We start from the raw sequence: 24,749 nt of genomic DNA on the forward strand, positions 1-24,749 counted from the left end.
CCGTGGTGGCGCTGACAGGCCCAGCCTGACCCGGCGTGCGCTGAGGCGCGCGGGCTCAGTTGTCGTGGAGTGCGGTTCTGAGGGCGTCGATGGCGAGTTTGCGTGCGACGTTGGCGGCGCGGGTGTCGCGGAGGCTGTCCAGAAGGAGGAAGTCGTGGACCATGGCCGCGACGCGGACGGACGTGACGTCGACGCCGGCCTCGCGGAGCTTGTTGGCGTACTGCTCGCCCTCGTCACGCAGGACGTCGGCCTCGTCGGTGATCACCAAGGTCGTCGGGAGGCCCTTCAGCTGTTCGAGGCTTGCCTGCAGGGGGGAGGCGTGGTGCTCGGCGCGCTGGGCGGGGTCGGTGGTGTAGGCGTCCCAGAACCACTTCATGCCGTCGCGGGTGAGGAAGTAGCCCTCGGCGAACTGGAGGTAGGAGGGGGTGTCGAAGTCGGCGTTGGTCACCGGGTAGAGCAGCACCTGAGCTTTGAGGTCGATGCCGCCGCGCTCCTTGTTCATCAGCGCGAAGACCGTCGACATGCAGCCGCCGACCGACTCACCGGTCACCGCCACCCGGGACGTGTCCAGACCGTGTTCCGCGCCGTGTTCCATGACCCACTGGCCGACGGCGTAGTTCTGTTCGACCTGGGTGGGGTACTTCGCTTCGGGTGCGCGGTCGTAGACGGGGAAGACGCCTGCGGCGCCGGCTCCGACCGTGAGTTCGCGGAAGAGGCGGTCGTGGGTCTTGTCGTCGCCGAAGACCCAGCCGGCGCCGTGGATGTAGAAGACGACGGGCAGCGGTCCGGTGGCTCCCTTGGGTCGGATGATGCGCGTGCGGACCGTTCCCCACTCGCCCGCGTCGACGTCGACCCATTCCTCGTCGACCTCGGGCTTGGGCACGCTGGGGTCGACCTGCAGGCTGAGGAGGATGTCGCGGCCCTTCTCGGGCGGGACCTCGTAGATCCGGGGGTGGGGGTCGGTCGCCTCGCACAGCTCCTTCGCGGCCGGCTCAAGGTAAGGCGTGATCGGAGGAGGAAGCTCAGTCATGTCGACTCCGTTGTCACGAGCACACAGTGCCCTGTTCCTGCGGCCTCAGCGGCCGCGGGCTGGTGATCCCCCGCCTCGGGCGTCGATGCCCGGAATCCATCGTTCGCGCCGCATCCACTCCCCGCAACCTGGCCGCAAGAGGCAAGCGTCAACGCCTCCCACGCTGCTGCTGGACCCTGTTGTCCGCAAGGCAGCTGGTGTCACAGACGTGGCGTCCTGGTGCCTGCGGCCTGTGAGCGTGGTCGGTTCGTCATCCTGCCCCACGGCATGGCAGAACCCGAAGCCCTCGCAGGCCCAGAAGCGATAAGCCCAGGTGAAGAAGTGATCAGGCGTGGCGGAATTCCACGAACCCGAACACGTCATCGATGAGAGCGGGAAGGGAAAGGTCTGCGCTGCTGTCAGACCAGCGCATCAGGGCAACGTCGAAGCAGCCCAGTGCAGTGTTGATCATCGTCTGCGCCCTGAGTTCGGCGTCGGGACCGTCGGGATCGAGTCGGGAGGCAATCTCGGGAACGAGGACGTCGGTCCAGGCCAGGTGCTTCTCCAGATAGCGGGCGCGCAGGCCGGGCGTGCGACAGATGACGCGTGTGGCGCGCTTCCAGTGCTCCCTGTCGCTGTCCATCTGGAGTGCTGCCGTCTGAAAGGCGGCGCGCAGCGCGTTCCATACGGGGGCTTTGTCGAGGTGCCGGAGCAGTTCGTCCCGGACCTCGTCGGCGGAGGGGATGCTGTCGCCGAAGACGACATCCTCCTTGTTGCTGAAGTAGCGGAAGAAGCTGCGCTGGGAGATGCCTGCAGCCGCGACGATGTCGGCGACGGTCACCTGGTCGAAGCCTGTGGTGTCGAAGAGCTCGAGGGCAGTGTCGGCCAAGGCTTGAGTGACGGCTTGGCGGGTCTTGATACGCAGGCCGGGCGTGGTGGTCTCCCTCATGCGAAAAGGCTATCAGTGCCAGACTTGGCAGTCTGTGCCAATAATGACGTACGCTGCCAAGCAATGAGGTTGAGGCCTCAGGTGGGACCGGTCGCTCAGGCCCCCCTCGAGGCAGATGATGATTTCTGTCCAATAGCGACAGATCTGCAGGTATGCCCGCCGTCTTGGCGGTGAAGCCATCCAAGGTGGGAGGAAAGGTCGTCATGACCAGGGTGTTGTTTGTTGTGTCCGCGGCGGATCGCTGGACGTTGCGGGACGGGGAGGTGCATCCGTCGGGATTCTGGGGTGAGGAGCTGGCGATGCCTCACAAGATCTTTTCGGCGGCGGGATGGGAGATCGTCATCGCGACGCCGGGCGGGAAGGTTCCGACGCTGGACCGGCTGAGCATGTCGCGGACGGCAGGGATGCCGTCGAAGCTGCGCGAGGTGGCTGCCTACTTGGAGTCGATCAAGGGCGAGCTGGACGATCCGCGGGTACTGGCGGACGTGGATCCGGATGATTTCGATGTGGTGTTCTACCCGGGTGGGCACGGCCCGATGGAGGACTTGTCGGTGGATCCGGTGTCGGGTGCGCTGATCACACGGGTGTTGCGTTCGGGGAAGCCGCTGGCGTTGTTGTGCCATGCGCCGGCTGCGGCGTTCGCGGCGCAGAACGAGGACGGGTCGTGGCCGTTCACGGGCTATCGGATGACGGGGCTGTCGAACCTGGAGGAGAAGTTCAACAGCTTCGGCCGAAAGGCGGTGTGGTTGCTGGAGGATCGACTGCGGGAGAGCGGAGCTGAGTACTCCAAGTCACGTCTGCCGCTGCGGCCGTACGTGGTCGTCGACCGCAACGTGTACACGGGGCAGAACCCGCCGTCCTCCGAACGCCTCGCAGAACGCCTCGTCTCCGATGTCAGCGCAGCGACGACGCCCCGCTAGCCGCACCTCCGCTCCGACGCCCACACCACCGCCTGGAAGGCACACGCCCATGCCCGGCACCTCCGCCCCCATCGCACAGCATGACCTGGACATCCCGGAGACCGTCATGCGCCTGCGGGCCACCTTCGACTCAGGTCTCACCCGGCCGGCCACCTGGCGCCGACGCCAGCTCCATGCCCTGCGCCGCCTCCTCAAGGACAACACCTCGGCCATCGAAGAGGCCCTCTACGACGACCTGCGCAAAGGGCGCACCGAGTCGCACCTCACCGAGATCGGCGGAGTCCTCGCCGAGATCGAGCATGCCCTGCGTCACCTCGACCGCTGGATGAGGCCCCGGCGGGTCGCCGTACCCATGAACATCAAGCCGGCGACGGCCCGGATCCACCCCGAACCCCTCGGCGTCTGCCTGATCGTCGCGCCCTGGAACTATCCGCTGACACTCACACTGAACCCACTGGTCGGCGCACTGGCAGCCGGTAATGCAGCCGTCGTCAAACCGAGCGAACTCGCACCCGCCACCAGCACCCTGCTCGCAGACCTCCTGCCCCGCTACCTGGAGGCCGTCGCCGTCGTCGAAGGGGCGGTCGAGGAGACCACCGCGCTGCTCGCGCAGCGCTTCGACCACATCTTCTACACCGGCAACGGCACCGTCGGCCGCATCGTGGCCGCCGCCGCGGCGAAGAACCTGACCCCCATCACCCTCGAACTCGGCGGCAAATCACCCGTCTTCATCGACGAGACCGCCGACATGGCCGTCACCGCGCGCCGACTGGCCTGGGGAAAGTTCACCAACGCAGGCCAGACCTGCGTCGCACCCGACTACGTCCTCGTCACACACGCCGCCCGCGATTCCCTCCTGGCCGAACTGCCAAAAGCCATCCACCAGATGTTCGGCACCAACCCCCGCACCAGCGCCGACTACGGGCGGATCGTCAACGCCCGCCACTTTCAGCGCCTGACCGGACTCACCACAGAAGGCGACCTCCTCACCGGAGGCGTCTCCGACGCGGCGGAGCGTTACATCGCCCCCACCGTGCTGACCGACGTACCACCCGAGGCACCCGCCATGACCGAGGAGATCTTCGGACCGATCCTCCCGATCCTGGCCGTACGTGGCGTCGACGACGCCATCGACTTCATCAACGCCAGAGACAAGCCTCTCTCCCTGTACGCGTTCACCCGCGACAAAGCAGCCCGCCAAGCCCTGCTGGAGAAGACCTCCTCCGGAGGACTCGTCTACAACGCGACGATGGTCCACCTCGGCGTCCCGAACCTGCCGTTCGGCGGCGTCGGCGAATCAGGCATGGGCGCCTACCACGGCAAGACATCCTTCGACACCTTCAGCCACCGCAGGCCGGTCCTGTCCAAGCCCACCAGACCGGACACCCTGCGCCTCATCTACGCACCGCACACCTCCCGCTCCTTCGCCTTCATCGCCAAGGCCGTCTCCCGCACCCACCCGCTCCTGGGCAGGCGGCGATGAGCAACCGCATCATCCTGCTCGGCGCCACCGGATACACCGGGAACCTCGTCCTCAACGCCCTGATACGCAGAGGAGTCAGGCCGACAGTCGCCGGACGCAATCCCACCGCGCTGGCCGCGCTCGCCCAACGCTTCGGTGGACTCGACCACTTGGTCGTCGATGCCGCCACACCCGACGACCTGAGAAAACACCTGCAGCGAGGCGACGTACTGATCAGCACAGTCGGTCCCTTCGAACGCTTCGGATTCCCCGTCGCGCAGGCCGCCGCGGATGCAGGCGCCCACTACCTCGACTCCAGCGGCGAAGTCGGATTCGTCCGAACCCTGCACGACCGGCACCACCAGCGCGCCCGTGAGACAGGTGTCGTGATGCTGCCGGCCTTCGGCTACGACTACGTGCCAGGCATCCTCGCTGCAGCCCTTGCCATCCAGAAGGCCGAAGGAGCCGCACGCAGCGTCGACATCGGCTACTTCTCCACAGGCCCCATCTGGCGCGGTATCAGCCAGGGCACACGCGCCACCATGCGCGACGGCATGACCCTGCCCTCGGCACGCTGGCACCGACACCGGCTCACCGACGAACGCACCGCTTCCCGCGTCCGCCGCTTCACCGTCCGAGGCCGTCACAAGTCGGCGTTCCTCGTCTCCGGCACCGAAGTGGTCTTCCTGCCACGAGAGTTCCCGGCACTGGAAGACGTCACCGTCTACAATGGTTGGTTCCCCCCACTCAGCCGCTTCATCTCCCTCTACTCGGCCCTCGCCAACGCCACCACACGCCTACCGGCAGGCAGCAAGGTGACCGACGCGCTGACCCGCCCGCTGCTCATCGGCCCACAAGGCGGTCCCAGCGCCGCCCTTCGAGTACGGATCCCCTCACACGTCGTCGCCGTCGCCTCCTCCGGCATCCCGGGCACCGCCCCGCTCGCAGAGGTCCACCTGGAAGGCCCCAACCCCTACAGCCTCACCGGCGAGCTCATCGCGTGGGCGGCCCACCACATCGCCACCCACCCCGATGTCACGCCCGGAGTCGTCGGACCCACCATGGCCTTCGGGCTCGACACACTCCAGACGAACTGCGCCGAGCTCGGGCTCATCACGGTCTGACCGGCAGCCACCCTCAGGCATCACATCCCCTTCGGATTGCGGCACAGAACCTCCCCGACAAGGGCCGGTGGCTGCCGGCGGCACCGGGCCCAAAGGCACGCAACAGCGACCCCCACGCCAGGTTGCGCGTGCGCAGCAGGCGGGGATCATGGGGGAGAAGAGGACACAGCGCGCCGTGCCCCCGCGGCCGCCGCCCGTGCGGCCGTCGCGCCCGCCCAGCCCTGCCGGCGACAAGGCAGCCAATAGCCTCAGCATCACCAAGAGGTTCACATGAACGAACCCGGCGATCCCCTCGCCTCGTGGACCGGCCGCCTCCTCCGGCTCGGCGTCGGCATTGCGCCCCAAGACGCCCGGAAATTCGTGCACGACCTGTACGCCCAGGCTCAGTCAGACCTCGACAGTGAGCGGGCGGAGGCCGACTTCGAGCGAGAGGAATGAACCCCATGGGCAGCTTGTCACCAGGGTTCCATGGGAAGACCCATGCGTTCGAAGGCCGACTGCCACCAGGGCAGTACCCGACGGAATCATTTCCCGTCCTGTCCGCAGGGCCCACCCCTCACATCCCCACCGACCGGTGGTCCTTCACCGTGACCACCGAGCTTGGGGAGACCCGGACCTGGACGTGGGACCAGATGATGGCCCTTCCCCAGGAGGAGCCCACAGTCGACATCCACTGCGTCACCCGGTGGTCGAAGTTCGACACCCACTGGCGCGGCGTCTCCCTCGACGTCTTCCTCGACGAGGTCGAGACCGCCTCCGAATTCGTCGTCGCCGAATCCTTCGACGGCTACACCACCAACCTTCCGCTGGAGGACGTGACCGACGGCAAGGCATGGCTGGCGCACACCTTCGACGGCTACTCACTCGCCCCTGACCATGGCGGACCGGCTCGACTCGTCATCCCGCACCTCTACTTCTGGAAGTCGGCCAAGTGGGTCAAGGGCCTCATCCTCACACCGGACAACGAGCCCGGCTTCTGGGAATCGGCCGGCTACCACGAGTACGGCGACCCGTGGCGTGAGCAGCGCTACTGGAGCGACTGATGCACGGCTGGCAACGCGCCCGCCTCACGGAGCGGACGGAACAGACCGCGACCGGCCGCACCCTGAAGCTCGAGGTTCGGCAATGGCCAGGACACCTCCCGGGCCAGCACGTCGACATACGGCTGACGGCAGGAGACGGATACCAGGCCGTACGCAGCTACTCTCTGGCCGCTCCCGCCGACGCCGACGGCATTGAGCTGGGGATCCAGGCCGCCCTCGGAGGCGAGGTCTCCCCGTACCTGGCCGACGATCTTCCTGTGGGCGCCGAGGTCGAGGTCAAAGGACCCCTCGGAGGATGGTTCGTATGGACGCCGCAGGAACCAGGCCCGCTCCTGCTGATAGCCGGAGGCTCCGGCATCGTGCCGTTGATGGCGATGCTCCGCGCACGGCTCGCGTCCGCGTCGCACGAGACCTGCACGCTGCTCTACTCCGTCCGAGGCCCGGACGAGGTCTGGTACGCCGCTGAACTCGACTCCGCGGCTCACCACGTCCGCGTCCGACGCCTCTACACCCGCCTTGCACCCAACGACTCCGAGCGCCCCGCGGGGCGCATGACCACACTCGACCTGCCGGACCTTCCACCCTCCGCGGAATGCCGCTGTTACGTCTGCGGCCCGACCGGATTCGTCGAGCACGTCAGCGACCTCCTTCTGACCATCGGGTACGCACCCGACCAGATCCGTACCGAACGCTTTGGCTGACACCCCCACGCCGCACGGTGAGGAACCCTGCCATGAACGAACACCCCCTGTACCTCGACGGCAACGCCCTGGCCGGCCCTCTCGGGGAGGTCTTCACGATCGACCCGACCACCGCCTGGCGGCTGTGCCCCTCCTGTCGTCTACCGGCAACCATGGCCCAGTTGCACGTCTACGGCCCCGAACCCGGCATGACCGCCCGCTGCCCCGGCTGCGCAGCCATCGCACTGCGCGTCGTCACCCAGCCCGAGTACCTCTGGCTGCAGCTGGGCAGCGGAGCAGGCGCCTTCCGCTTCGCCCGACCCCACGTCATGCCGTGAATCGCGGCGGAGCGAGGGGAGTTGCACATGACCGAGTCCGAGGCATGGGGCGACGACGTCTACCAGCCTGACGGAAGCGAGGTCCAGGACGACGCGGGCGTCCTGGACAACGAGGACACCCTCTACGCATTCGGGGGAGACCCGCTGGACGAAGGGTACTCACCGCCTGAAAGGCCCCTGGGCGTCGAGCACTCGGGTGTCACCGCGGCCGAGAGGGCACGCGGCGAGTCCCTCGACGAGCGGCTCGCGGAGGAGGAACCCGACCTTGCGCTTGCCGACGGTGACGGAATCGGCGACGCGACGGACACCGATGGCGAACTCCTCGACGACCAGGTCGGTAGCAGCCGAGCCGGCCGTCTGATGTCCGAGGACCAGGGGACCGGCCCCGTCGTCTCCGAACTGAACGCCCGGGACCTCGGCCTCGACGGTGGCGCGGCCTCAGCCGAAGAGGCCGCGATGCACATCGTCGACGAGGAATGAGCCCGGGATTTGCCCGCTCGTTCAGGCGTCCTTCAGATGAATGCCCTTCGTCTCCCGCATGAGGTAGCACGCGACGCCGGTGAACACGCACAGCAGCATGATGTAGAAGCTGGAGAGCCGGGCCACACCGAGGTCGATGAAGAGCTGGTTCAGATACGGCGCGGTACCGCCGAACACGGCCACGGACACCGAGTAGGCGAAGCCGATCGCCTGCGTCCGCACCCGCGTCGGGAAGTTCTCCGACATGGTGGCGGACAGCAGTGCCCCGGGGATGGCCACGACGGTCAGAGCCACCGAGGCCGCCACCAGCAGCGTCCAGCCCTCCGCACCGATCACCCCCGTGAGCGGGATCTGCAGCACACTCATCAGCACCGCGAACGTGATCATCATCGGACGCCGGCCGACCCTGTCGGACAGACGGCCCCACAGAGGCAGAGTGACCAGAGCGACACACTGCGCCCCGACCGAACACCAGTAGGCGACGCCTGCGCCCATGCCCTTCTGGGTGATGGCGTAGGTCGAGACGTACGAGGTCCAGGTGTAGTGGGCAGCGGTGATGCCCGAGGTCATCATGATGACGAGCAGCACGGCACGAGCCACCTGCCCCTTGGGCAGCGGCCGGACCTCGGCGCCCGACTTCTCCTCGGCGAACACATCGCTCTCGTCCATGCTGCGCCGCAGGTACAGCGCAGCGAGGGCCAGGAAGGCGCCGAGGATGAAGGGGATGCGCCAGCCCCACTGGGCGACCTCGCTGTCGGAGAGCACGGACGTCACGACTCCGCCCACCGAGAAGGCGATGGCCGACCCGCCGAAGATCGCGACGAACACGATGCTTCCCCACAGCCCACGGCGTTCGTTCGGCGCGATCTCCGCGACGTAGGTGTTGGCCGTCGCGGACTCACCGCCGTGGGCGAATCCCTGCGTCATGCGGGCGAGCAGAAGGATCAGCGACGCCCAGGCCCCCAGGGTGGTGTAGGTGGGCATGAGCCCGATGACGAGACTGCCGCCGGCCATCATCAGCATGGTGGTGACCAGCACGAACTTGCGGCCGCGCCGGTCGGCGACCCGTCCGAAGACGATCCCTCCCAGCGGGCGCATGAGGAACCCCACCGCGAAGACGGCGAGGGTGGACAGCAGCGCCGACACCCCGTCGGACGCGTTGAACATGACGGTGGCGATGAACGGGGCGAAGACGGCGTAGGCGCTCCACTCGTACCACTCGAGGACGTTCCCGACCGTGCTGGCGATGAGGGACTTCCGCTTCGAGCGCAGGTTGGGCTCGACTGGGTTCTGTCCACGGTCGCGGTTCCGGTCTCTGCTTGTGCGTTGCTCACGTGCGGCTCCTTCACTGTTTTCGGGCAGGGGGAAGCGAGGTCTGGCACTCGGTAGTGGGTAGTGACGTGAACAGGTGTGCCGGGACGCTGTCGGGCGTCAGCGGCGGGGAGCCGCCGTCAGCCCGGCGTGCTGCGCGGCCATTTCCAGCAGACGGGGAACACCCGTCTCGAGCGACGGCCCGAAGACCGTGTCGTTCGGGCGCTCGCCACGCCGCCAGCGGGTGTGGATGGCCTCGCAGAAGATCGCTGCTTTCCAGAGGGCGAGTGTCTGGTACCAGGGGAGCGGGGTGAGATCGAGGCCCATGCGGGACCGGTAGCGCTCTGCCAGCTGGTGCCTGGTGAGATAGCCCTGCGCCCGGGTCACCGGGGTGAGTTCGAGCGGGGTGGTCAAGATGCCCGCCTCGGAGTAGGTGGCGGTGACGTATCCGAGGTCAGCCAGAGGGTCACCGAGCGTCGCCATCTCCCAGTCGAGGATCGCGAGGACCTTGGCGGGCGCCTGCGGAGCGAACATGAGATTGCCCATGCGGTAGTCGCCGTGCACCACCGAGGCTGTCTGGCTGGCCGGCAGGTTGCGAGCGAGCCAGTCCGCGATCCACTCCACCGCGGGCAGGCTGCGCGTGGTGTTGACCTCCCACAGGCCGCGGAACCGTTCGACCTGGCGCCGGAGATATCCGTCGGGGGAGCCCAGAGAGGCGAGCTCCCCTCGGGTCACGTCGACGCTGTGCAGAGAGACGAGGGTATCGATGACCGCCTCGCTGGTGGCCCGGCGCTGTTCGATGGGGGAGAGGTGGGCTGGGATCGTGTCGGTGACGACCGTCCCGTCGAGCCGGCCCATGAGGTAGAACGGCACGCCCAGGAGCGACTCGTCCTCGCAGACGGCGACGATCTCCGGGACCGGTACCCCGTGCCAATGGAGGATCTTCTGAATACGGGCCTCGCGCACCATGTCGTGCGTCGACTTCGGCAGCGGAGGGCGCGGACCACGACGCAGGACGACGAACTCGCCGCCGCGCTCGATCAGGTAGGTGACGTTGGAGTGGCCGTCGCCGATGCGCTGCCACGCGAGCGGGCCGCGCCCTACATCATGCGTGTCGAGGAAGGCAGTGGCCGCGTCGACGACCAGCAAGGGAGGGCTTTCGAGGTGGCCGGCCCGGTCCCAGCTCGCGACGACCTCCACTCCATCGGGGACGGTGTGCATCACGCGGCCCCGTCCCGCCCGACGACGGCATCGCCGATGTACAGCTCACCGGCCCGGACCGCAGCGCTACGGCCGGCCGACGCCCGGCGGGCGATGGCCCACTTGTGGGTCTCGTTGGAGCCGTCATAGATACGGAACGGGCGGACCTCGTTCAGGAACTGCGCCAGAGGGAGCCCATCGGAGACCCCGTCCCCGCCACAGATCTGAATGGAACGGTCGACCACCCGGAAGATCGCCTCCGAGCAGTGCACCTTCGCGATCGAGGACATCGCCGACCCCGACTTCGGGTCGGTGTGCAGGAGCGCCGCGGTCTTGGTGATGATCGCGTCGGACGTCTCGATGTCGATCACCGATTCGGCGATCAGGTTCTGCGCCAGGCCGAGGGAGTCGATAGGACCACCGAACAGCTCCCGTCTCCCGGCCCGGTCCAACGCGATGTCGTGCGCCCGTCGGGCCAGTCCCAGCCACCGCATGCAGTGGGTCAGGCGCGCCGGTCCGAGCCGCACCTGGGCATATCGGAAGCCGAGCCCCACCTCACCCAGGACTGCTTCGTCGGGTACGAAGCAGTCCTCGAGGTACAGGTGCGGATGGCCGCCGTCGATGGACCGGTCGACGGTGTGGATCGACTCGCCGACCCTGATGCCGGGGTTCGTCATGTCGACGAGGAACATGGTGGCCCCCTCGGGGGAACCGTCCACGGCCGGGGTGCGCGCCATGACGATGCAGAATCCGGCGCCGACGGCGCCGGATGTGAACCGCTTGTGGCCGTCGATGATCCAGCCGCTCGCGGTGCGCACGGCCTTGGTCCGCAGGGCCGCCGGGTCGGAGCCGGCTCCCGGGTGAGGCTCGGTCATGCCGAAGCAGGACCGGATCTCGCCCGCGGCCAGAGGAACGAGGTACCGCTGCCTCTGACCTTCGGTCGCGATCAGGTTGAGCATGTGCATGTTTCCCTCGTCGGGGGCCATGCAGTTGAGCGCGCTGGGGCCGATCGGTGAGTAGCCGGCCTCCTGAAGGATCGGGGACCAGTACTCGATGGGCACCCCTTGCCCGCCGTACTCCTTCGGCACGTGCGGCGCGAAGACGCCGGCGTCCTTCGCTGCCGCCTGCAGCCGGTCGCGTGTGACCTGGTCGAGACGGCCGCCCGGCACGGGTTCCTCGTCGATCACGATCTCGCGTATGAAGCGACGCGTGCGCTCACGGAGCTCCGCCACCTCGGGAGGAAGGTGAGTGAAGGTCATGACAGTCCTTTCATGGTCCGGTGAGAGGTGAGGCTCGAGGCGGGTTCCGGCCCGGCCGTCATGCGGTGCCGCCGGCGACCGCGAGACCGCCGTCGACGGTGAGGACACGACCGGTGACCCAGGAGGAGTCGTCCGAGGCCAGGAAGGCAACGGCGGAGGCGATGTCCGAAGGATCACCCAGGCGCCGCATCGGATAACTCATGGCCACCTCGGCCTCCTTGCCCTCGTACAGGGCCTCGGCGAACCGTGTCTTCACCACCGCCGGTGCCACAGCGTTGACGCGGATCTCCGGGCCGAGTTCGGCGGCCAGGGTCCGGGTCAGGTGCGACACCGCGGCCTTGCTCACGCCGTAGAGACCGATTCCGGGCGCCGGTGTATCTCCGGTCACCGAGGAGATGTTCACGACGGCGCCGTGGCCTTCGGAGAATCCGAGCTTCTCGTGGGCCACCGCGTCCTGCACCCAGGCGAGGGTGGCGAGAACGTTGACCTCGAGAACCTTGCGGGCGGCGTCCAGGTCCAGCTCGACGAGGGGGCCGTACGCCGGATTGATGCCCGCGTTGTTCACAAGGATGTCGAGTGCGCCGAACTCGCGTGCGACGGTGTCGAAGACTTCGCGGCGGTGCTCGGGGTCGTCCGCCTTGCCGGCCACGGTGATGACGCTGCCTTGGGGGAGAGAGGACGCGGCTTCTTCCAGTTGTTCGGCTCTGCGAGCGGTGAGGCAGACACGCGCGCCTTCGGACACGAGCCGATCGGCGATCGCGAGGCCGATTCCCCGGCTCGCGCCGGTCACGATGGCGGTACGGCCCGAGAAACGGCCCCGGTCGGTGACGTTCTGGTTCAACGAATTCAGCCCTTCGAAGGGAGGGACGGAGTGCTGCTCGGATTGCGGAGCTCGGCGCGCCGGATCTTGCCGCTCTGGGTCTTGGGCAGGTCGACGATGAAATTGACCCGTCGCGGGCACTTGTAGGCCGCCAGGCGATCCCGGGAGAAGGCGATCAGCTCCTCCTGCGTGGCGCTCAGGCCCGCCTTGAGTGAGACGTAGGCGACGACGGCCTCTCCGCGGTAGTCGTCCGGCTCGCCGATGACGGCCGCCTCGAGCACCGACGGGTGCTCGTACAGCGCGTCCTCGACCTCACGCGGCCAGACCTTGTACCCGGAGACGTTGATCTGGTCCTTGAGCCGGTCCACCAGGTAGACCCAGCCCTGCGCATCGATGATGGCGACATCGCCGCTACGCAGCCGTCCCTGCGGCATCGTCTGCTTGGTGGCCTCGCGCTGCCCCCAGTACCCGGGCACCACCTGGGGCCCGCTCAACTCCAGTTCGCCTTGCTCGCCGCTGGGGACCGGATTGCCGTGCAGGTCCACGACACGTGCCGTGAGGTGCGGGAGCGGCTTCCCGATGGACAGCGTCCCGCTCGGCAGATGAATCGGCGCCCTGCGCCCCGGAGGAACGGCGATGACGGCGGACGTCGTCTCGGTCATTCCGTAGCCGTTGTGGATGTAGACGCCGAACCGCTCCCGGAACCGCTCGACGGTCGCCGGCGGGATCGGCGCACCTCCGGAGTACAGGGTCTTCACCGACACGAAGTGCCTCGGTTCGGCCTGCGGGAGCTCGTAGATCGCGTTGAACGCCGTGATGGAGCCGATGGTGAAGGTCACCCCGTGCTCGGCGAAGGCCTCCAGGACGACCTCGGGGTGGAATCGGCCCGTGAGAACGAGCGTCGTCTCGGTGAGCAGGGAGATCGTCGCGTTGACCACCGCGCCGGTGATGTGGAACAGCGGGGCGATGGCAAGCACCACGTCCCCGTCGCTCACGTCGGCCCACGACGCGTAGGTCGTCACCACGCTCAGGACGTTGCCGTGGGTGTTCATGGCGCCCTTCGGTGGCCCCGTCGTCCCGGAGGTGTAGGTCAAGAACGCCAAGTCGTCACGGGTCAGCCGGACCGGCGTGGGCCGGGAACCGCTGAACTCCTCGATCAGCGCCACGACGTCGCCGTCCGGTGCCGGGGCGGGGCGTCGCGTCGTCGCGAAGACCCGCGGGTCGCTGCGTGACTGGTAGTCCAGCGCCGACGCGCTGATCAGCCACTGGACAGTGCTGCCTGCCAGGGTGCCGAGCGTCTCCTCGACGTCCGCGTCCGCGCATACGATCCCGACGGCCCCGGCATCGTCGACGATCCGGCGGAGCTCGTGCCGCCGGTACATCGGGTTGAGCCCCATCGCCGTGGCGCCGAGCTTCCACAGGGCCAACAGCACCAGCGTGTACTGGGGAATGTTCTGCAGGTACACACCGACGCGGTCGCCTCTCTTGGTCCCGCGGGCCTCGAACGCGGCGGCGAGGGCGTCTGACGCCGCGTCCACGTCCTGCACTGACAGGGAGCCGTCGAAATAGCGCAGCGCCGTGGCGACCGGATTCTTCGCCACGCGTGCTTTCCACGCGGCCACAAGAGAGTCGTGGACGACCGTCACCTCTGCTGTGATGTCGGCCGAAGGCAAGGAATCCCACTGTGGGTCATCAGGAACCGTCACTTCTCGTCCCTCCTTCCTGCGTCATGCGCAGGCGTGGTTACCGAGCGCTCGCTCGGTGCGACATGCGTCAAACTATGGCTACCGAGCGCTCGCTCGGTAGAGCTGTGCGAAACTATGGTTACCGAGCGCTCGCTCGGTGAAGGATTGATGCGGCGGAAGCGCCATGTCAAGAGGTTCGCCCCGGGCCGTGGACAAGGGAGCCTGCGTGGGCTGCATACTGAGCGACGAAGATCCGGGGGCAAGGGGAGCGCTGTGACCAAGACCGAAGCCGGTACGTCCTGGAGGACGTACTCAGCCAGTGGACTGCCACCCATCCTCGAGACCGCACTGGCCTGCTTCATGGAGCACGGCTACCACGGGACGACGATCCGGACGGTGGCCTCCCGGGCGGAACTCTCCGTGCCAGGGCTCTACTACCACTACGAATCCAAGCAGGCACTGCTCGTCGCCCTCGTCTCCTATGCCATGGACGACCTGTGGCAACGCAGCACCGCGGCCCTGGAAGAAGCCGGCGACGACACCCAGCGGAGGCTGGACCTGCTCGTGGAATGCCTCGTGCTGTTCCACGCCCACCGACGAGACCTCGCGTTCATCGCCTACAGCGAGATCCGCAGCCTCACCGGGGATGCCCGCACCACCTACATCGCCGCCCGAGACCGTCAGCAGCGCCTCATGGACCGCGTCATCGAGGACGGTGTCGCGCAAGGGGCCTTCGTCACCCCGTACCCGCGCGAGGCCAGCAGGGCGATCGTCACCATGTGTACGGGCGTCTCGCAGTGGTACCGCGCCGACGGCGAGCACTCCCCGCAGGAGCTCGCGGAGCGGTACCGCGAGATGACACGCATGACAGTGGGCGCACTGGCAGCGCCTCGGCCCTGACGGACCGGCTCGTCATGCCTCCACCATGGCGCGCCACCGCGGACGCTATGTCGTCAGGAGACGGTGAAGGGGCGGGAGACGCCGGTGAACGCGGTGATCGCTCCCGTGAGGCCGTTCTTCGCGTCGCCGTAGTGGGCGATCCGGTACGTGCCCGGTGGGGTGCCGGGCGTGATGTCCCAGGTGATGGTCGCGGTGGACTCGCCGGTCAGAGTGCTGGTGCGCTGCCAGCGGTACTTCGTCTGCCAGTCGCCGTCATCGAGGTGCCGTATCCAGCTGCCGTCCTTCAGCTGCTGGACCTCCAGGAAGGTGCTGCGGCGGCGCAGATTGTTCTTGGGGTGTCCGGTGACGAAGACCACGGTCACCGCCTGGCCTGCCTGGTAGCCGGCCCCTGCATTGGTGAGGACCTGGCCGTAGGAGCGGAGCATGCCGGGGCTGTCCAGGATGACGCCGGGCTGGACGTTCAGCGTGCCGATGGCCGGGTCGGGCGGCAGCTCGCCTAGCGGGAGGGTGATGCCATTGCGCAGCGCGGAGGCCAGCTTGGTGAACTCCTGCTGGTAGGCGGACGTGGTGTATTTGCCGAACAGCGTGGAGGCGCCCTCGTACTGCTGGCCCTCGTACTCCTCGGGTGTGGTGACGTACTGGCTGTAGCCGTTGGTGTAGCCCTGCATGAGCACGTTCTCCAGGGGGACGCCGAGTTCCTCGGCCACGGCTCGGCGGATGCGGAGTCCGGCGACGATGGTGTACTCGGCGGGGCCGCCGATCAGGTAGAGCTGGCCGATCTTGAGCAGCTGCAGGGGCAGGACGTTGGGGGTCGCCTGGAGCAGTCCGCTGGGGACGACCGAGGTCTTGGGCGCCTGTTCGTCGGCGAGCCATTGCGGAACCGCGGAGTTGATCTGCTCGATCAGCGGCGCGAGTGGAGATGGCGTGCCCTCGATCAGGCCGGGGATACCCGGTCCGTCCTCGAGGCTGCCGGCCAGAGTGGACAGGCCGATGACGCCCGAACTGGTGTGATGGGTCCGGCCGTCGGGGGTGTAGCGGCCGTCGACCTGGACCTGGGACATGTCGACGTAGCGCAGCAGGGAGTCGATGCCGCCGCTGATCGGGGTGGCGGCACGAGCGTGGATCTGCTGCGCGGCGTTGGACTGTCGCAGGCCGATGATCCGGGTGTTCTCGAACTCGTCCTCGGTGGGGCCGGATCCGGGCCTGAGATTGAGGTTGGGAGACATGTCGCCGGCGTTGGTCTGGGGGAAGGCGGCCACGAAGCCGGGCGTGCCGTCGAGGTAGCGCACCCCGGCTGTGTCGTGTTCCCACGTGTAGGAGGCGTAGCCCTTGTTGTCGCCGCTGATCAGCGTGTTGGTGTTGGTCATGGAAGTGCCGTGGGTGGGGAACCAGCTGATCGCGCCGACATCCGTGTGGCCCTGACGGAAGCGCAGCACGGTCATCGTGGAGTCGATGCCGAGGGGGTAGACGTCCTTGTCCGCCTGTGGGTTGCGCTCGAAGGCGGGGAGGGAGCGGTTGACGCTGGCGTCGGTGAGCTCGCCGCGGCCGAGGGTGATCGTGCCGGGCTTGAGGTCGGCGTGGGCGGCGCTGATCGCCTCGACGATGCCGGAGACCACGGCGTCGAAGTTCTGCTGCTGGAAGCCGCCGATCGACAGGTTGTAGACGAGGTCGTGGGCACACCCGCCCGGTCCGGAGTGGGTGTGGGTCGCGCTGAGGGAGACGTTCTGCTCGGTGTAGGCGGTGCCGTGCGTGGTGGCCAGCCGGGCCAGCACCTCGTGGAAGACGGCGAACGGTAGGAGGCCTTGGTCGGTGTTACACCAGGCGATGCGGTTGCCGTTCGCGGGGTCGACGATGATGAACGCCCTTGCCCTCAGACGCTGGTGGATGCCACTGGTCTGCTGGCTGATCATGGAGTAGCCCATCATGCCGCTCTCGGCTGCGGCGCCGGTGATGTCGGCGATTCCGCGGCCGACCAAGTACGGGGACGAGGCGGGCTTGTCCGCTGCAGCGGCCTGGCCGGTGCCGAGCGCCATGCCGCCGACGACCGCGGCCATCAGCTGAAGTCCTCGCCTGCGGGTGAATGCTGTCGTTTCCACGTTTCCTGCCTTCGTGTCGATGGAGGGGGTACCGGTCGGGGCACGACCTGGACGACCGCAGAGTTTGCGATCGGTGGAGTGGCTCTCAGATGGCGCCGCCGGTTATGGCACGGCCACTGCGCCATCGGGCGCAGTGGCCGCTGTAGTCGGTGCCGAGATGTTCTGGCGAGCATCAGTGATGCTGGGAAGCCGCCGATCGGCGCTACTGGCACTTTCTGCTTCCTTGCGGAGCGGGACACACAGAGGTGCCCCGCTCCGCGATCATCACCAGCCCCGCATGTCGACCGGCCACTGCTCGAGTACCTGCGTGCCGTCGACCAGGTGCATGGTGTCGTGGAGTGCCACGGTGGGATCGACGTGGGCGGGGCGCACCCGGATGAGGTCTCCCACGGCTGGTTGCGGCATGCCGTCGGTGCGGAACGTGGTGTGTTCGTCGGAGCAGAACCAGACCTCGGTGCCGTCAATGCTCGGAAGCCCGTGGTCAAGGCTGAGCGACTTCAGGCCGACGTCGACGACGGCCCAGCCGGCCGACACCGAGATGACCCGGCCAAGAACGAACAGCGCCTGCTGGAAGGGCTGGCCGAGCTGCTGGTAGGCGGTGTCCATGAGGGCGTATGAGCCCGCCTGGATCTCGTTGGCCCACGTGTTGACGCTGTAGGTACCGGTTCCTCCTGCGCTGATCAACTCGCCCCCGACGTCGGCGCTCGCGGCGAGCAGATGTTGCATCGCTTGCTCCGTCTGGGCCCGGCGCTGCTCCTCCTGGTGCATCAGCATGAGGTGACCCTCGTAGCCCATGACGCCGCGCACGACCAGTCCGGCTCCTCGGGCGAGGTCGGCGAGCCGGCCGGCTTCGCCTGGCGCGCAGCCGCATCGTGGCAGTCCGACGTTGACGTCGATGACGACCTCACGGACCCCGCCGGCAACGGCGGCCTCGATCGTCTCGGTCGAGTCCACGGCGACTGTCACTCGGTGTCCGTCCTTTGCGAGACGTCCCAGGCGCCGGGTGTCGAGGACCTCGTTGGCCAGCAGGAGGTCCGTGCCCAGGCCGGCCGCGGCCATGGCCTCGACCTCGCGGATCGTCGCGCACGTGAAGCCGTGATGACCGTTGGCGTACTGGAGCCGGGCCAGACTGGTGCACTTGTGTGCTTTGACGTGCGGCCGGAGGCGTGCGCCGGGCAGCGCGGTACTCATCGTGTCGAGGTTGTGCCGCAGTGCCGCCTGCTCGACCAGGAGAGCGGGCGTCTGCAGTTCAGTGATCAGCATGCGTCTGCTGTCCCTTCTGAGTCTGAATGCCGGCCTGGACGGAGCCGTTGGCCGACGGTGTGGTGCTCGGGCCCCCTACGGGTCCGAGCACTCGGCGCAGGTGGGCGTTGGTGAACGTCCCCTGCGGGTCGAGCTGTGAGCGGACCGTCTGGAATCGATCCCACGCCGGGTAGCGTGCGGCAAGTTCGGCCGCCTCCATCAGGTGCCGTTTGCCCCAGTGAGGCCGGCCCTCGACAGCCAGGGCGATGTCCTGAACAGCCCGGAAGTACGGCTCCCAAGGCATGCCCTGGTACATGTGGACGGCGAGGTATGCAGTCTCCCGGCCAAAGGCCGGACTCAGATGGGACAGTTCGTCGGGGGCCACGAACCGGACCTCGATCGGGAAGCCCACGTCAAGACGATCACGGTCGATCACCCGCTGGATTTCCTGGAGAACGTCGGCGCATGCGGCGCGCGGTACCGCCCACTCCATCTCGGTGAACCGCACCGAGCGCTTGCTGGCGAAGACGCGGTAGCTCTGATCGACGTACTCGGACGGCGCCATGAGCCGGGTGATGGCCCGGTTCAGGCGCGGGATCTGGGACGGGAAGCGGCGCCCCGCACGGCACACTGCATCGAGAATGCCGTTCTCGGCGAACTCGGCGATGTTCTGTGCCAGCTCACGTGGCGGCCGGACAGCCTCATCGGTGCGATTGTTCACCTTCACCAAGGCGGTATCGGTGTGGGGAAAGAGGAAGAACTCGAAGTGATCGTTCGTGTCGACGAGTTCGTCCAGACGTCCAAGCGTCTCTTCGAGGCGCATGGATCTGCTCTCGGCCCGCAGCGCGAAGGCCGGTACGACGCGCAAGGTATAGCTTGTGATCACCCCGAGGGCGCCAAGGCTCACGCGGGCCGCCTGCAGGACCTCCGGCTCGGCGTTCGTACAGCTCAGCTGGGTGCCGTCGGCCAGCACGAGGTCGAGGGCCTCGATCTGGGTGGCGAGATTCCCCAGCTTCCGGCCCGTTCCGTGGGTGCCTGTGGACATGGCCCCCGCGATGCTCTGCCGGTCGATGTCGCCGAGGTTGGGCAGTGCAAGTCCGTGCTGGGCGAGCTGGACGTTCAGATCAGCCAGGCGGGTACCTGCGCCGACGGTGACCAACCCTGCCTCGGGATCGACGTGCTGCAGGCCGCTCAGCCGGTCCAGGTTCAGCAACAGGCCGTCGGTACAGACCTGGTCGCTGAACGAGTGGCCGGCTCCAACGACGCGGACGGTCTGGCCCGCCGCGGCCGCACTGCTTGTGGCACTGGCGAGTTCGTCGACCGACCGCGGCTGCAGGATCCGGCTGGGCCTGCAGGTCTCGTCGCCGGCCCAGTTGGTCCAGGCGCCGCTCGGGCTCATGTTCTGGCTCATCCTTCCACCGCCCGCGTCGGGACGTTCTCGACCGTCTTCTCGTCTGCCGCCACCTGCTCCTTCGGCCCGGGCCCAGTCATTCGGCACCCTCCGCACCGAGTTCGGAGGCGACGACCCCGCTGAGCACGTCCCCGTAGGGCGGGAACATCACATCGATCAGGTCGTCCTTGCCGCGCCTGACGATGCCGCGCGGGTTGGAGAACTCCCGGAAGCCGTCCACGCCGTGGTGGCGGCCATGGCCGCTGCGGCCGATCCCGCCGAAACCGAGCGCCGGCACGGCACCCTGCACCGCACAGGTGTTGACGCACGCCCCGCCGGAAACGGTGGTGGCCAAGACCTGCTCCGCGGCATCGCGGTCCTGCGCGAAGACGTACAGCCCCAGAGGCCGATCGCCGTCGTTGATGTAGGAGACGGCGTCCTCGATCCGGTCGTAGGGCTTGATCGGCAGGATCGGGCCGAAGATCTCTTCGCGCATGAGGGCGAGGTCGTCGGGCGGGTCGACCACGAGTGTCAGCGGCATCTGGCGGGTGGCCGTGTTCGGGCCGACATCACCGATCTGTACCACCTCCACGCCCCGGGCCCTGGCTTCCTCGACCAGGCCTATGAGCCGGTTCAGGTGGCGTTCGGTGATGATGCCCGTACAGTCCGGCGAGGAGGCGAAACCCGGCACCTGCTCCCGCATGTGCGTCTTCACCAGCTCGATGACCCGGGCCATGGCTTCCCGCGGAACCAGGCAGTAGTCGACGGTGATGCACATCTGCCCGCTCTTCACGAGCTTCGCCCCGACGATCTGCGCAACGGTGTCCGCAGTAACGCTGTCCTCGTGCACGATCGCGGGGCACTTGCCTCCGAGTTCGAGCGTGGTCGGCACCAGGTTCTCGGCGGCCGCGCGGGCGACCAGACGCCCGACCTCGGGGTTCCCGGTGTACAGCAGGTGGTCCCACGGCAGGGTCGGGAACTCCCGAGCCAGGTCCAGCCCGCCGGCGACGACGGTGACCTGCTCGGGGTCGAAGGCCTCGGCCATCATCTCGCGCAGCAGTGCCGAGCATGCCGGGGTGTACTCCGACGGCTTGATGATCACCCGGTTCCCGGCAGCGAGCATGTCGGCGAGGGGACCGAGCGAGAGATCGAACGGAAAGTTCCAGGGCGAGATCAGCCCGATGACGCCCTTGGGCTGATAGCTCATCGAGACGTCCGCTGTTCCCAGAAGCCCGGCTCCGGCCGGGCGGGCGTCCGGCGCCATCCACGCTTCGAGGTGCTCAGCGGCGAAGACGGCACGTCCGGCGACACCGAGGATCTCGACGAGGTCGGCGAACCCCTCGGGGTGCACCGCGAAGTCCGCCGACAGCGCTTCCCGGATCCGGTGCCGGTACCCGGTGATCACTCCGGCCAGCGCCTCCAGGTTCAGGCGGCGCTGATCGATACCCGATGCGGGATCGCGCAGAACAGCCGCCCTCTGTGCGGCGAACGCGGCATGCAACTCGGCAATGGCGTCGGCGTCGCCTTGACCGTCACCAGAGCCGACGGTTTTCGTAAAGTTCATCGCTCTCCCCTTGGCCCATCGCGGAAGGCTCATGGTCGCGGCGAGCTGGGCACAAGGTGAAACACCAATATCGGCAGCTTCTACAACCTGGAGGCTGTGGATCTGCACCCGTACCTTCGCTGTGCTCCTTCCTCGCGGCTGTCGAGGGGGAGCATCGGGGACGAGGGGGTCCGGTGGCTTTGCGGCTCCGGACATGCCGCTGTGCTCCCGGCCGGGTATGCGGAGGGGGAGACGGGGTCGATCAGCCAGGCTGCAGGGTGGCGGCCGCGGCGCGGATGAAGGTCATGGCGGTCTCCAGGTCGCCCGGCTCGGATCGGTGAGTCAGCTCACCGATCACACTTGCCGCGGTGGCCGCCAGGATGCGCGGGGCGAAATCGTCGGGGCGCCAGCCCCGCTCTTCGGCGAGGAGTCGGGCGCCGTCCTGGATGACGTCGGTCAGCCGGCCCCGGCAGAGCCCCTTGAGCTGAGGGTTGGACTCCAGCATCCGGTCGTAGAGCCCGTCGAACTTGTCCGGAGACTCCGCCTGTTCGCGCAGCCACTGCTCCACGGTGTCGAGGATGCCCTGCCCGGCAGGTCTGGCATGCAGCGCCGCGGCCAGCTGGTCGACGAACGAGTTGAAGTGCTCCATCGCCAGTTCCATCTTGGTCGGGAAGTACAGCGTGACCGTGCGCGGTGAGACCTCGGCCGCTTCGGCGATGTCGGCGATGCTCGTGGTGTCGAAGCCCCGCTCGGCGAACAGCTCGTAAGCGGCGGTGAGGATCGCTTCCCTGCGCCGAGCCTTGCTGCGTTCCCTGAGGCTGTCACCCGTCATACCAGAAGCTTACCAGCGGTAGCGAATTTACATTCGACTGTAAAAATACTTTACTGTGCAGCGTGTGGTGGAGGTGACCGCTCTGACCCTCCACCACACATCTCTTCAGCCCCCTTGATCAGGGCTTCGACCGGTTAGGAATGCACCATGGCCTCACGCCTATACGCCTGGGCGCGCTGGATGGTTCGCCGCCGCCGCTGGGTGATAGCCACGTGGATCGTCCTTCTCGGGGTCGTCGGTGGCCTGGGCGCGACCCTGCACGGAAAGACGACCACAGAGTTCACAGTCCCCGGTGTCGAAGCGCAGCAGGCGCAGGACCTTCTGAAGGAGAAGTTCCCCCCGGCCGCCGGTGGCGTCGTACGGATCGTCGTCGCAGCCCCTGAAGGGAAGACCGTCACTGACCCGGCGCAGCAGCAGGCGCTCGACGCCGCCCTCCACAAGGCAGCGTCGGTGCCCGGCGTCATCACCGTCTCGCAGCCGGCCTCAGCCGGTACGGTCTCGGCTGACCGGACCATCGCGTACGCCGATGTCCGCTTCGCAGAGGAAGCGTCCAAGGTCGAGCAATCCGCCAAGGACGAACTGTCCACCGTGATGCAGCCCCTTCGGGATGCCGGAATGCAGGTCGAGCTCGGCGGCTCGGCCATGCTGCCGCAGTCCGAGGCGGGAGGCCCGGCCGAACTGGTCGGCGTCGTACTCGCCTTCGTGATTCTCGCTGTCGCGCTCGGCTCCGTCGTTGCTGCAGGACTGCCCCTGGTGACCGCGCTCCTGGGCGTGGCCGTCGGTGTGCTCGGCACACTGTTCGTCTCCGGCTTCGTGCAGATGACGGGCACCGCGACCGTCCTGGCGCTGATGATCGGCCTGGCGGTCGGGATCGACTATGCGCTGTTCGTCATCTCCCGGCACCGCGAGCAACTCACCGACCCCGAGACGGACTGGGAGGAGTCGATCGCACGCGCCACCGCCACGGCCGGCAGCGCGGTCGTCTTCGCCGGAGCCACAGTCGTCATCGCCCTGGCCGCACTCGCCATCACAGGCATCCCGTTCCTCACGATCATGGGCCTGGCCGGCGCCGGAACCGTACTGATCGCCGTCCTGGTCGCCATCAGCCTGCTTCCGGCGGTACTCGGCGTGTTCGGCGAGCGGATGCGCCCACGCCCCAAGCGAAAGAACAAGTACACGGACCGTCCCGCCGGTGCCGGGGGTCTGTCCTGGGCCCGAATGGTCACCCGCAAGCCGGCCCTCGTCCTGCTCGCCGGCGTCGTAGGACTGCTGGCGCTAGCCCTGCCCGCCCGTGACCTGCGCCTCGGCCTGCCCAGCTACGCCTCACAGCCCGAGGCCAGCACCCAGCACAAGAGCTACGACCTGCTCACCGAGGGCTTCGGGCCCGGCTTCAACGCCACCCTCATCACCGTGGTGGACACCGAGCACATCCCGCAGAGCCGGCGGCAGGCCACCGTGACCCAGCTGCGTGGTGCGCTGGCCGCGGACAAGAACGTGGCCGTCGTCTCGCGCACGGTGTCCAGCCCCTCCGGCGGCGTCGTGGTCATGGGAGTAGTGCCGAAGTCGAGCCCCGACGCTCAGGCCACGGCCGATCTGGTCCACCGCATGCGAGACCAGGCACCCAAGGTCGCCGAAGCAGGCGGAGCCCTCTACATCACCGGGCAGACCGCCATGGCCCTCGACGTCGCCGGCAAGCTCGGAGACGCTCTGCCCCTCTTCCTCGGCATCATCGTCATCCTGGCGCTGATTCTCCTGGCCATCGCCTTCCGATCGATCCTGGTACCGCTCAAGGCGGCACTCGGCTTCCTGCTCTCGGTCGGCGCGAGCCTGGGCGCCTCGGTGTGGGTCTTCCAGCAGGGCCACCTGAACGGCCTGCTCGACGTGGCAGCCACCGGACCGGTCACCAGCTTCCTCCCGGTCCTGCTCACCGGTGTGCTCTTCGGCCTCGCCATGGACTACGAGGTGTTCCTCGTCAGCCGGATGCGCGAACACTACGAACACAGCAAGGATCCCGCCGAAGCGATTGCCCAGGGCGTCTCCAGCAGCGCACGAGTTGTCGTGGCTGCCGCACTGATCATGGTCGCGGTCTTCGGCGGCTTCATTTTCAACGAAGACCCGATCGTCAAGGCCATCGGCTTCGCGCTCGCCATCGGCGTGTTCATCGACGCCTTCGTCGTGCGCATGACGCTCGTGCCCGCCGCCATGGCCCTGCTCGGACGACGCGCCTGGAGCATGCCCCGCTGGCTCGACCGGCTGCTCCCGGACGTCGACATCGAAGGCGCGCGTCTGCCGATGGCGGCCCCAGCCGAACCTGCCGCGCAACCGCAAACCGAGACGAAGACCCCGAACGGCAAGACGGCCACCCGGGTCTGAACACCCCAATCTCCGAGACCGCCGGCGCCGTGGGGGCCCGGCTACCTCGGGCCACACCCTGCGCCTCCTGTGGGACAGGAGGCGCAGGGTGCT

Annotated in this window: 22 protein-coding genes; 10 read left to right on the forward strand and 12 right to left on the reverse strand. The window is 67.8% G+C overall.

Annotation, left to right across the window (positions count from 1 at the left end; genetic code table 11):
- Nucleotides 1–55 precede the first annotated feature (55 nt).
- Complete coding sequence (locus tag ACFQ7Q_RS01185) at nucleotides 56–1,030, reverse strand: alpha/beta hydrolase (RefSeq protein ID WP_383548048.1); 975 nt, start codon at nucleotides 1,028–1,030, stop codon at nucleotides 56–58.
- Between the two features lie 325 nt (nucleotides 1,031–1,355).
- Nucleotides 1,356–1,958, reverse strand: coding sequence for a TetR family transcriptional regulator (locus ACFQ7Q_RS01190; RefSeq protein ID WP_383548051.1), 603 nt, complete (start codon nucleotides 1,956–1,958; stop codon nucleotides 1,356–1,358).
- Between the two features lie 203 nt (nucleotides 1,959–2,161).
- Between ACFQ7Q_RS01190 and ACFQ7Q_RS01195 the strand changes: the two genes are divergently transcribed.
- The 8 genes from ACFQ7Q_RS01195 (at nucleotide 2,162) to ACFQ7Q_RS01230 (ending at nucleotide 8,005) form a co-directional block, all read left to right on the forward strand.
- Nucleotides 2,162–2,878 carry a type 1 glutamine amidotransferase domain-containing protein gene (locus ACFQ7Q_RS01195; protein WP_383548053.1) on the forward strand — a complete coding sequence of 239 codons (717 nt, stop codon included), beginning with the start codon at nucleotides 2,162–2,164 and terminating at the stop codon, nucleotides 2,876–2,878.
- 49 nt (nucleotides 2,879–2,927) lie between these two features.
- The gene (locus tag ACFQ7Q_RS01200) at nucleotides 2,928–4,361 is read left to right on the forward strand and encodes an aldehyde dehydrogenase family protein (protein ID WP_383548056.1); all 1,434 of its coding nucleotides are present in this window, start codon (nucleotides 2,928–2,930) and stop codon (nucleotides 4,359–4,361) included.
- Nucleotides 4,358–5,464 (forward strand): saccharopine dehydrogenase family protein, encoded by a 1,107-nt coding sequence (locus tag ACFQ7Q_RS01205; RefSeq protein WP_383548059.1) that lies wholly within the window; start codon nucleotides 4,358–4,360, stop codon nucleotides 5,462–5,464. Before ACFQ7Q_RS01200 ends, ACFQ7Q_RS01205 begins: the two co-directional genes overlap by 4 nt.
- 270 nt (nucleotides 5,465–5,734) lie before the next feature.
- Nucleotides 5,735–5,902, forward strand: a complete 168-nt coding sequence (locus ACFQ7Q_RS01210) for a hypothetical protein (RefSeq protein WP_383548062.1) — start codon at nucleotides 5,735–5,737, stop codon at nucleotides 5,900–5,902.
- A 5-nt stretch (nucleotides 5,903–5,907) separates the two neighbouring features.
- On the forward strand, nucleotides 5,908–6,507 hold the full coding sequence (locus ACFQ7Q_RS01215) for a sulfite oxidase-like oxidoreductase (protein ID WP_383548065.1): 600 nt from the start codon (nucleotides 5,908–5,910) through the stop codon (nucleotides 6,505–6,507).
- Nucleotides 6,507–7,208: a ferredoxin reductase gene (locus ACFQ7Q_RS01220; protein WP_383548068.1), complete on the forward strand. Its 702-nt coding sequence runs from the start codon at nucleotides 6,507–6,509 to the stop codon at nucleotides 7,206–7,208. Before ACFQ7Q_RS01215 ends, ACFQ7Q_RS01220 begins: the two co-directional genes overlap by 1 nt.
- A gap of 32 nt (nucleotides 7,209–7,240) precedes the next feature.
- Nucleotides 7,241–7,525 carry a DUF6510 family protein gene (locus ACFQ7Q_RS01225; RefSeq protein WP_383548071.1) on the forward strand — a complete coding sequence of 95 codons (285 nt, stop codon included), beginning with the start codon at nucleotides 7,241–7,243 and terminating at the stop codon, nucleotides 7,523–7,525.
- Nucleotides 7,526–7,552: 27 nt separating this feature from the next.
- Entirely contained in the window at nucleotides 7,553–8,005 is a 453-nt protein-coding gene (locus ACFQ7Q_RS01230) for a DUF5709 domain-containing protein (RefSeq protein WP_383548073.1), read from the forward strand.
- 21 nt (nucleotides 8,006–8,026) lie between these two features.
- Here ACFQ7Q_RS01230 and ACFQ7Q_RS01235 read toward each other — a convergent pair whose 3' ends face one another.
- The 5 genes from ACFQ7Q_RS01235 to ACFQ7Q_RS01255 form a co-directional block, all read right to left on the reverse strand.
- Complete coding sequence (locus ACFQ7Q_RS01235; RefSeq protein ID WP_383548310.1) at nucleotides 8,027–9,367, reverse strand: MFS transporter; 1,341 nt, start codon at nucleotides 9,365–9,367, stop codon at nucleotides 8,027–8,029.
- Nucleotides 9,368–9,436: 69 nt separating this feature from the next.
- Nucleotides 9,437–10,537, reverse strand: a complete 1,101-nt coding sequence (locus ACFQ7Q_RS01240; protein WP_383548313.1) for a phosphotransferase family protein — start codon at nucleotides 10,535–10,537, stop codon at nucleotides 9,437–9,439.
- Nucleotides 10,537–11,775, reverse strand: coding sequence for an acyl-CoA dehydrogenase family protein (locus ACFQ7Q_RS01245; RefSeq protein ID WP_383548076.1), 1,239 nt, complete (start codon nucleotides 11,773–11,775; stop codon nucleotides 10,537–10,539). Before ACFQ7Q_RS01245 ends, ACFQ7Q_RS01240 begins: the two co-directional genes overlap by 1 nt.
- A 58-nt stretch (nucleotides 11,776–11,833) precedes the next feature.
- Nucleotides 11,834–12,616, reverse strand: coding sequence for an SDR family oxidoreductase (locus tag ACFQ7Q_RS01250; protein ID WP_383548078.1), 783 nt, complete (start codon nucleotides 12,614–12,616; stop codon nucleotides 11,834–11,836).
- A gap of 5 nt (nucleotides 12,617–12,621) precedes the next feature.
- Nucleotides 12,622–14,196, reverse strand: coding sequence for an AMP-binding protein (locus ACFQ7Q_RS01255; RefSeq protein WP_383548081.1), 1,575 nt, complete (start codon nucleotides 14,194–14,196; stop codon nucleotides 12,622–12,624).
- Between the two features lie 357 nt (nucleotides 14,197–14,553).
- Between ACFQ7Q_RS01255 and ACFQ7Q_RS01260 the strand changes: the two genes are divergently transcribed.
- Nucleotides 14,554–15,180 carry a TetR/AcrR family transcriptional regulator gene (locus ACFQ7Q_RS01260; protein ID WP_383548084.1) on the forward strand — a complete coding sequence of 209 codons (627 nt, stop codon included), beginning with the start codon at nucleotides 14,554–14,556 and terminating at the stop codon, nucleotides 15,178–15,180.
- A 53-nt stretch (nucleotides 15,181–15,233) separates the two neighbouring features.
- On the opposite strand, the gene ACFQ7Q_RS01265 is transcribed toward ACFQ7Q_RS01260, so the two are convergent.
- The 5 genes from ACFQ7Q_RS01265 to ACFQ7Q_RS01285 form a co-directional block, all read right to left on the reverse strand.
- Nucleotides 15,234–17,234 carry a neutral/alkaline ceramidase gene (locus ACFQ7Q_RS01265; RefSeq protein ID WP_383548316.1) on the reverse strand — a complete coding sequence of 667 codons (2,001 nt, stop codon included), beginning with the start codon at nucleotides 17,232–17,234 and terminating at the stop codon, nucleotides 15,234–15,236.
- 306 nt (nucleotides 17,235–17,540) lie between these two features.
- The gene (locus ACFQ7Q_RS01270) at nucleotides 17,541–18,539 is read right to left on the reverse strand and encodes an alanine racemase (protein WP_383548087.1); all 999 of its coding nucleotides are present in this window, start codon (nucleotides 18,537–18,539) and stop codon (nucleotides 17,541–17,543) included.
- Nucleotides 18,526–19,929: a D-arabinono-1,4-lactone oxidase gene (locus ACFQ7Q_RS01275; protein WP_383548089.1), complete on the reverse strand. Its 1,404-nt coding sequence runs from the start codon at nucleotides 19,927–19,929 to the stop codon at nucleotides 18,526–18,528. The genes ACFQ7Q_RS01270 and ACFQ7Q_RS01275 overlap by 14 nt, the downstream gene beginning before the upstream one ends.
- A 76-nt stretch (nucleotides 19,930–20,005) precedes the next feature.
- On the reverse strand, nucleotides 20,006–21,472 hold the full coding sequence (locus ACFQ7Q_RS01280; protein WP_383548092.1) for an aldehyde dehydrogenase family protein: 1,467 nt from the start codon (nucleotides 21,470–21,472) through the stop codon (nucleotides 20,006–20,008).
- A 241-nt stretch (nucleotides 21,473–21,713) separates the two neighbouring features.
- Nucleotides 21,714–22,283, reverse strand: a complete 570-nt coding sequence (locus ACFQ7Q_RS01285; RefSeq protein WP_383548095.1) for a TetR/AcrR family transcriptional regulator — start codon at nucleotides 22,281–22,283, stop codon at nucleotides 21,714–21,716.
- Between the two features lie 147 nt (nucleotides 22,284–22,430).
- On the opposite strand from ACFQ7Q_RS01285, the gene ACFQ7Q_RS01290 reads away from it, so the two are divergent.
- Complete coding sequence (locus tag ACFQ7Q_RS01290; protein ID WP_383548098.1) at nucleotides 22,431–24,656, forward strand: MMPL family transporter; 2,226 nt, start codon at nucleotides 22,431–22,433, stop codon at nucleotides 24,654–24,656.
- Nucleotides 24,657–24,749 lie beyond the last annotated feature (93 nt).

Origin of the sequence: Streptomyces sp. NPDC056527 (genome assembly GCF_042794475.1) — a bacterium.
Lineage (GTDB): Bacteria > Actinomycetota > Actinomycetes > Streptomycetales > Streptomycetaceae > Streptomyces.

Excerpts from the sequence above, each read along its gene's own strand:
- ACFQ7Q_RS01185 (WP_383548048.1), bottom strand. The coding sequence starts at position 1,030 with ATGACTGAGCTTCCTCCTCCGATCACGCCTTACCTTGAGCCGGCCGCG.
- ACFQ7Q_RS01190 (WP_383548051.1), bottom strand. The coding sequence starts at position 1,958 with ATGAGGGAGACCACCACGCCCGGCCTGCGTATCAAGACCCGCCAAGCC.
- ACFQ7Q_RS01195 (WP_383548053.1), top strand. The coding sequence starts at position 2,162 with ATGACCAGGGTGTTGTTTGTTGTGTCCGCGGCGGATCGCTGGACGTTG.
- ACFQ7Q_RS01200 (WP_383548056.1), top strand. The coding sequence starts at position 2,928 with ATGCCCGGCACCTCCGCCCCCATCGCACAGCATGACCTGGACATCCCG.
- ACFQ7Q_RS01205 (WP_383548059.1), top strand. The coding sequence starts at position 4,358 with ATGAGCAACCGCATCATCCTGCTCGGCGCCACCGGATACACCGGGAAC.
- ACFQ7Q_RS01210 (WP_383548062.1), top strand. The coding sequence starts at position 5,735 with ATGAACGAACCCGGCGATCCCCTCGCCTCGTGGACCGGCCGCCTCCTC.
- ACFQ7Q_RS01215 (WP_383548065.1), top strand. The coding sequence starts at position 5,908 with ATGGGCAGCTTGTCACCAGGGTTCCATGGGAAGACCCATGCGTTCGAA.
- ACFQ7Q_RS01220 (WP_383548068.1), top strand. The coding sequence starts at position 6,507 with ATGCACGGCTGGCAACGCGCCCGCCTCACGGAGCGGACGGAACAGACC.
- ACFQ7Q_RS01225 (WP_383548071.1), top strand. The coding sequence starts at position 7,241 with ATGAACGAACACCCCCTGTACCTCGACGGCAACGCCCTGGCCGGCCCT.
- ACFQ7Q_RS01230 (WP_383548073.1), top strand. The coding sequence starts at position 7,553 with ATGACCGAGTCCGAGGCATGGGGCGACGACGTCTACCAGCCTGACGGA.
- ACFQ7Q_RS01240 (WP_383548313.1), bottom strand. The coding sequence starts at position 10,537 with ATGCACACCGTCCCCGATGGAGTGGAGGTCGTCGCGAGCTGGGACCGG.
- ACFQ7Q_RS01245 (WP_383548076.1), bottom strand. The coding sequence starts at position 11,775 with ATGACCTTCACTCACCTTCCTCCCGAGGTGGCGGAGCTCCGTGAGCGC.
- ACFQ7Q_RS01265 (WP_383548316.1), bottom strand. The coding sequence starts at position 17,234 with ATGGCCGCGGTCGTCGGCGGCATGGCGCTCGGCACCGGCCAGGCCGCT.
- ACFQ7Q_RS01270 (WP_383548087.1), bottom strand. The coding sequence starts at position 18,539 with ATGCTGATCACTGAACTGCAGACGCCCGCTCTCCTGGTCGAGCAGGCG.
- ACFQ7Q_RS01275 (WP_383548089.1), bottom strand. The coding sequence starts at position 19,929 with ATGAGCCAGAACATGAGCCCGAGCGGCGCCTGGACCAACTGGGCCGGC.
- ACFQ7Q_RS01280 (WP_383548092.1), bottom strand. The coding sequence starts at position 21,472 with ATGAACTTTACGAAAACCGTCGGCTCTGGTGACGGTCAAGGCGACGCC.
- ACFQ7Q_RS01285 (WP_383548095.1), bottom strand. The coding sequence starts at position 22,283 with ATGACGGGTGACAGCCTCAGGGAACGCAGCAAGGCTCGGCGCAGGGAA.
- ACFQ7Q_RS01290 (WP_383548098.1), top strand. The coding sequence starts at position 22,431 with ATGGCCTCACGCCTATACGCCTGGGCGCGCTGGATGGTTCGCCGCCGC.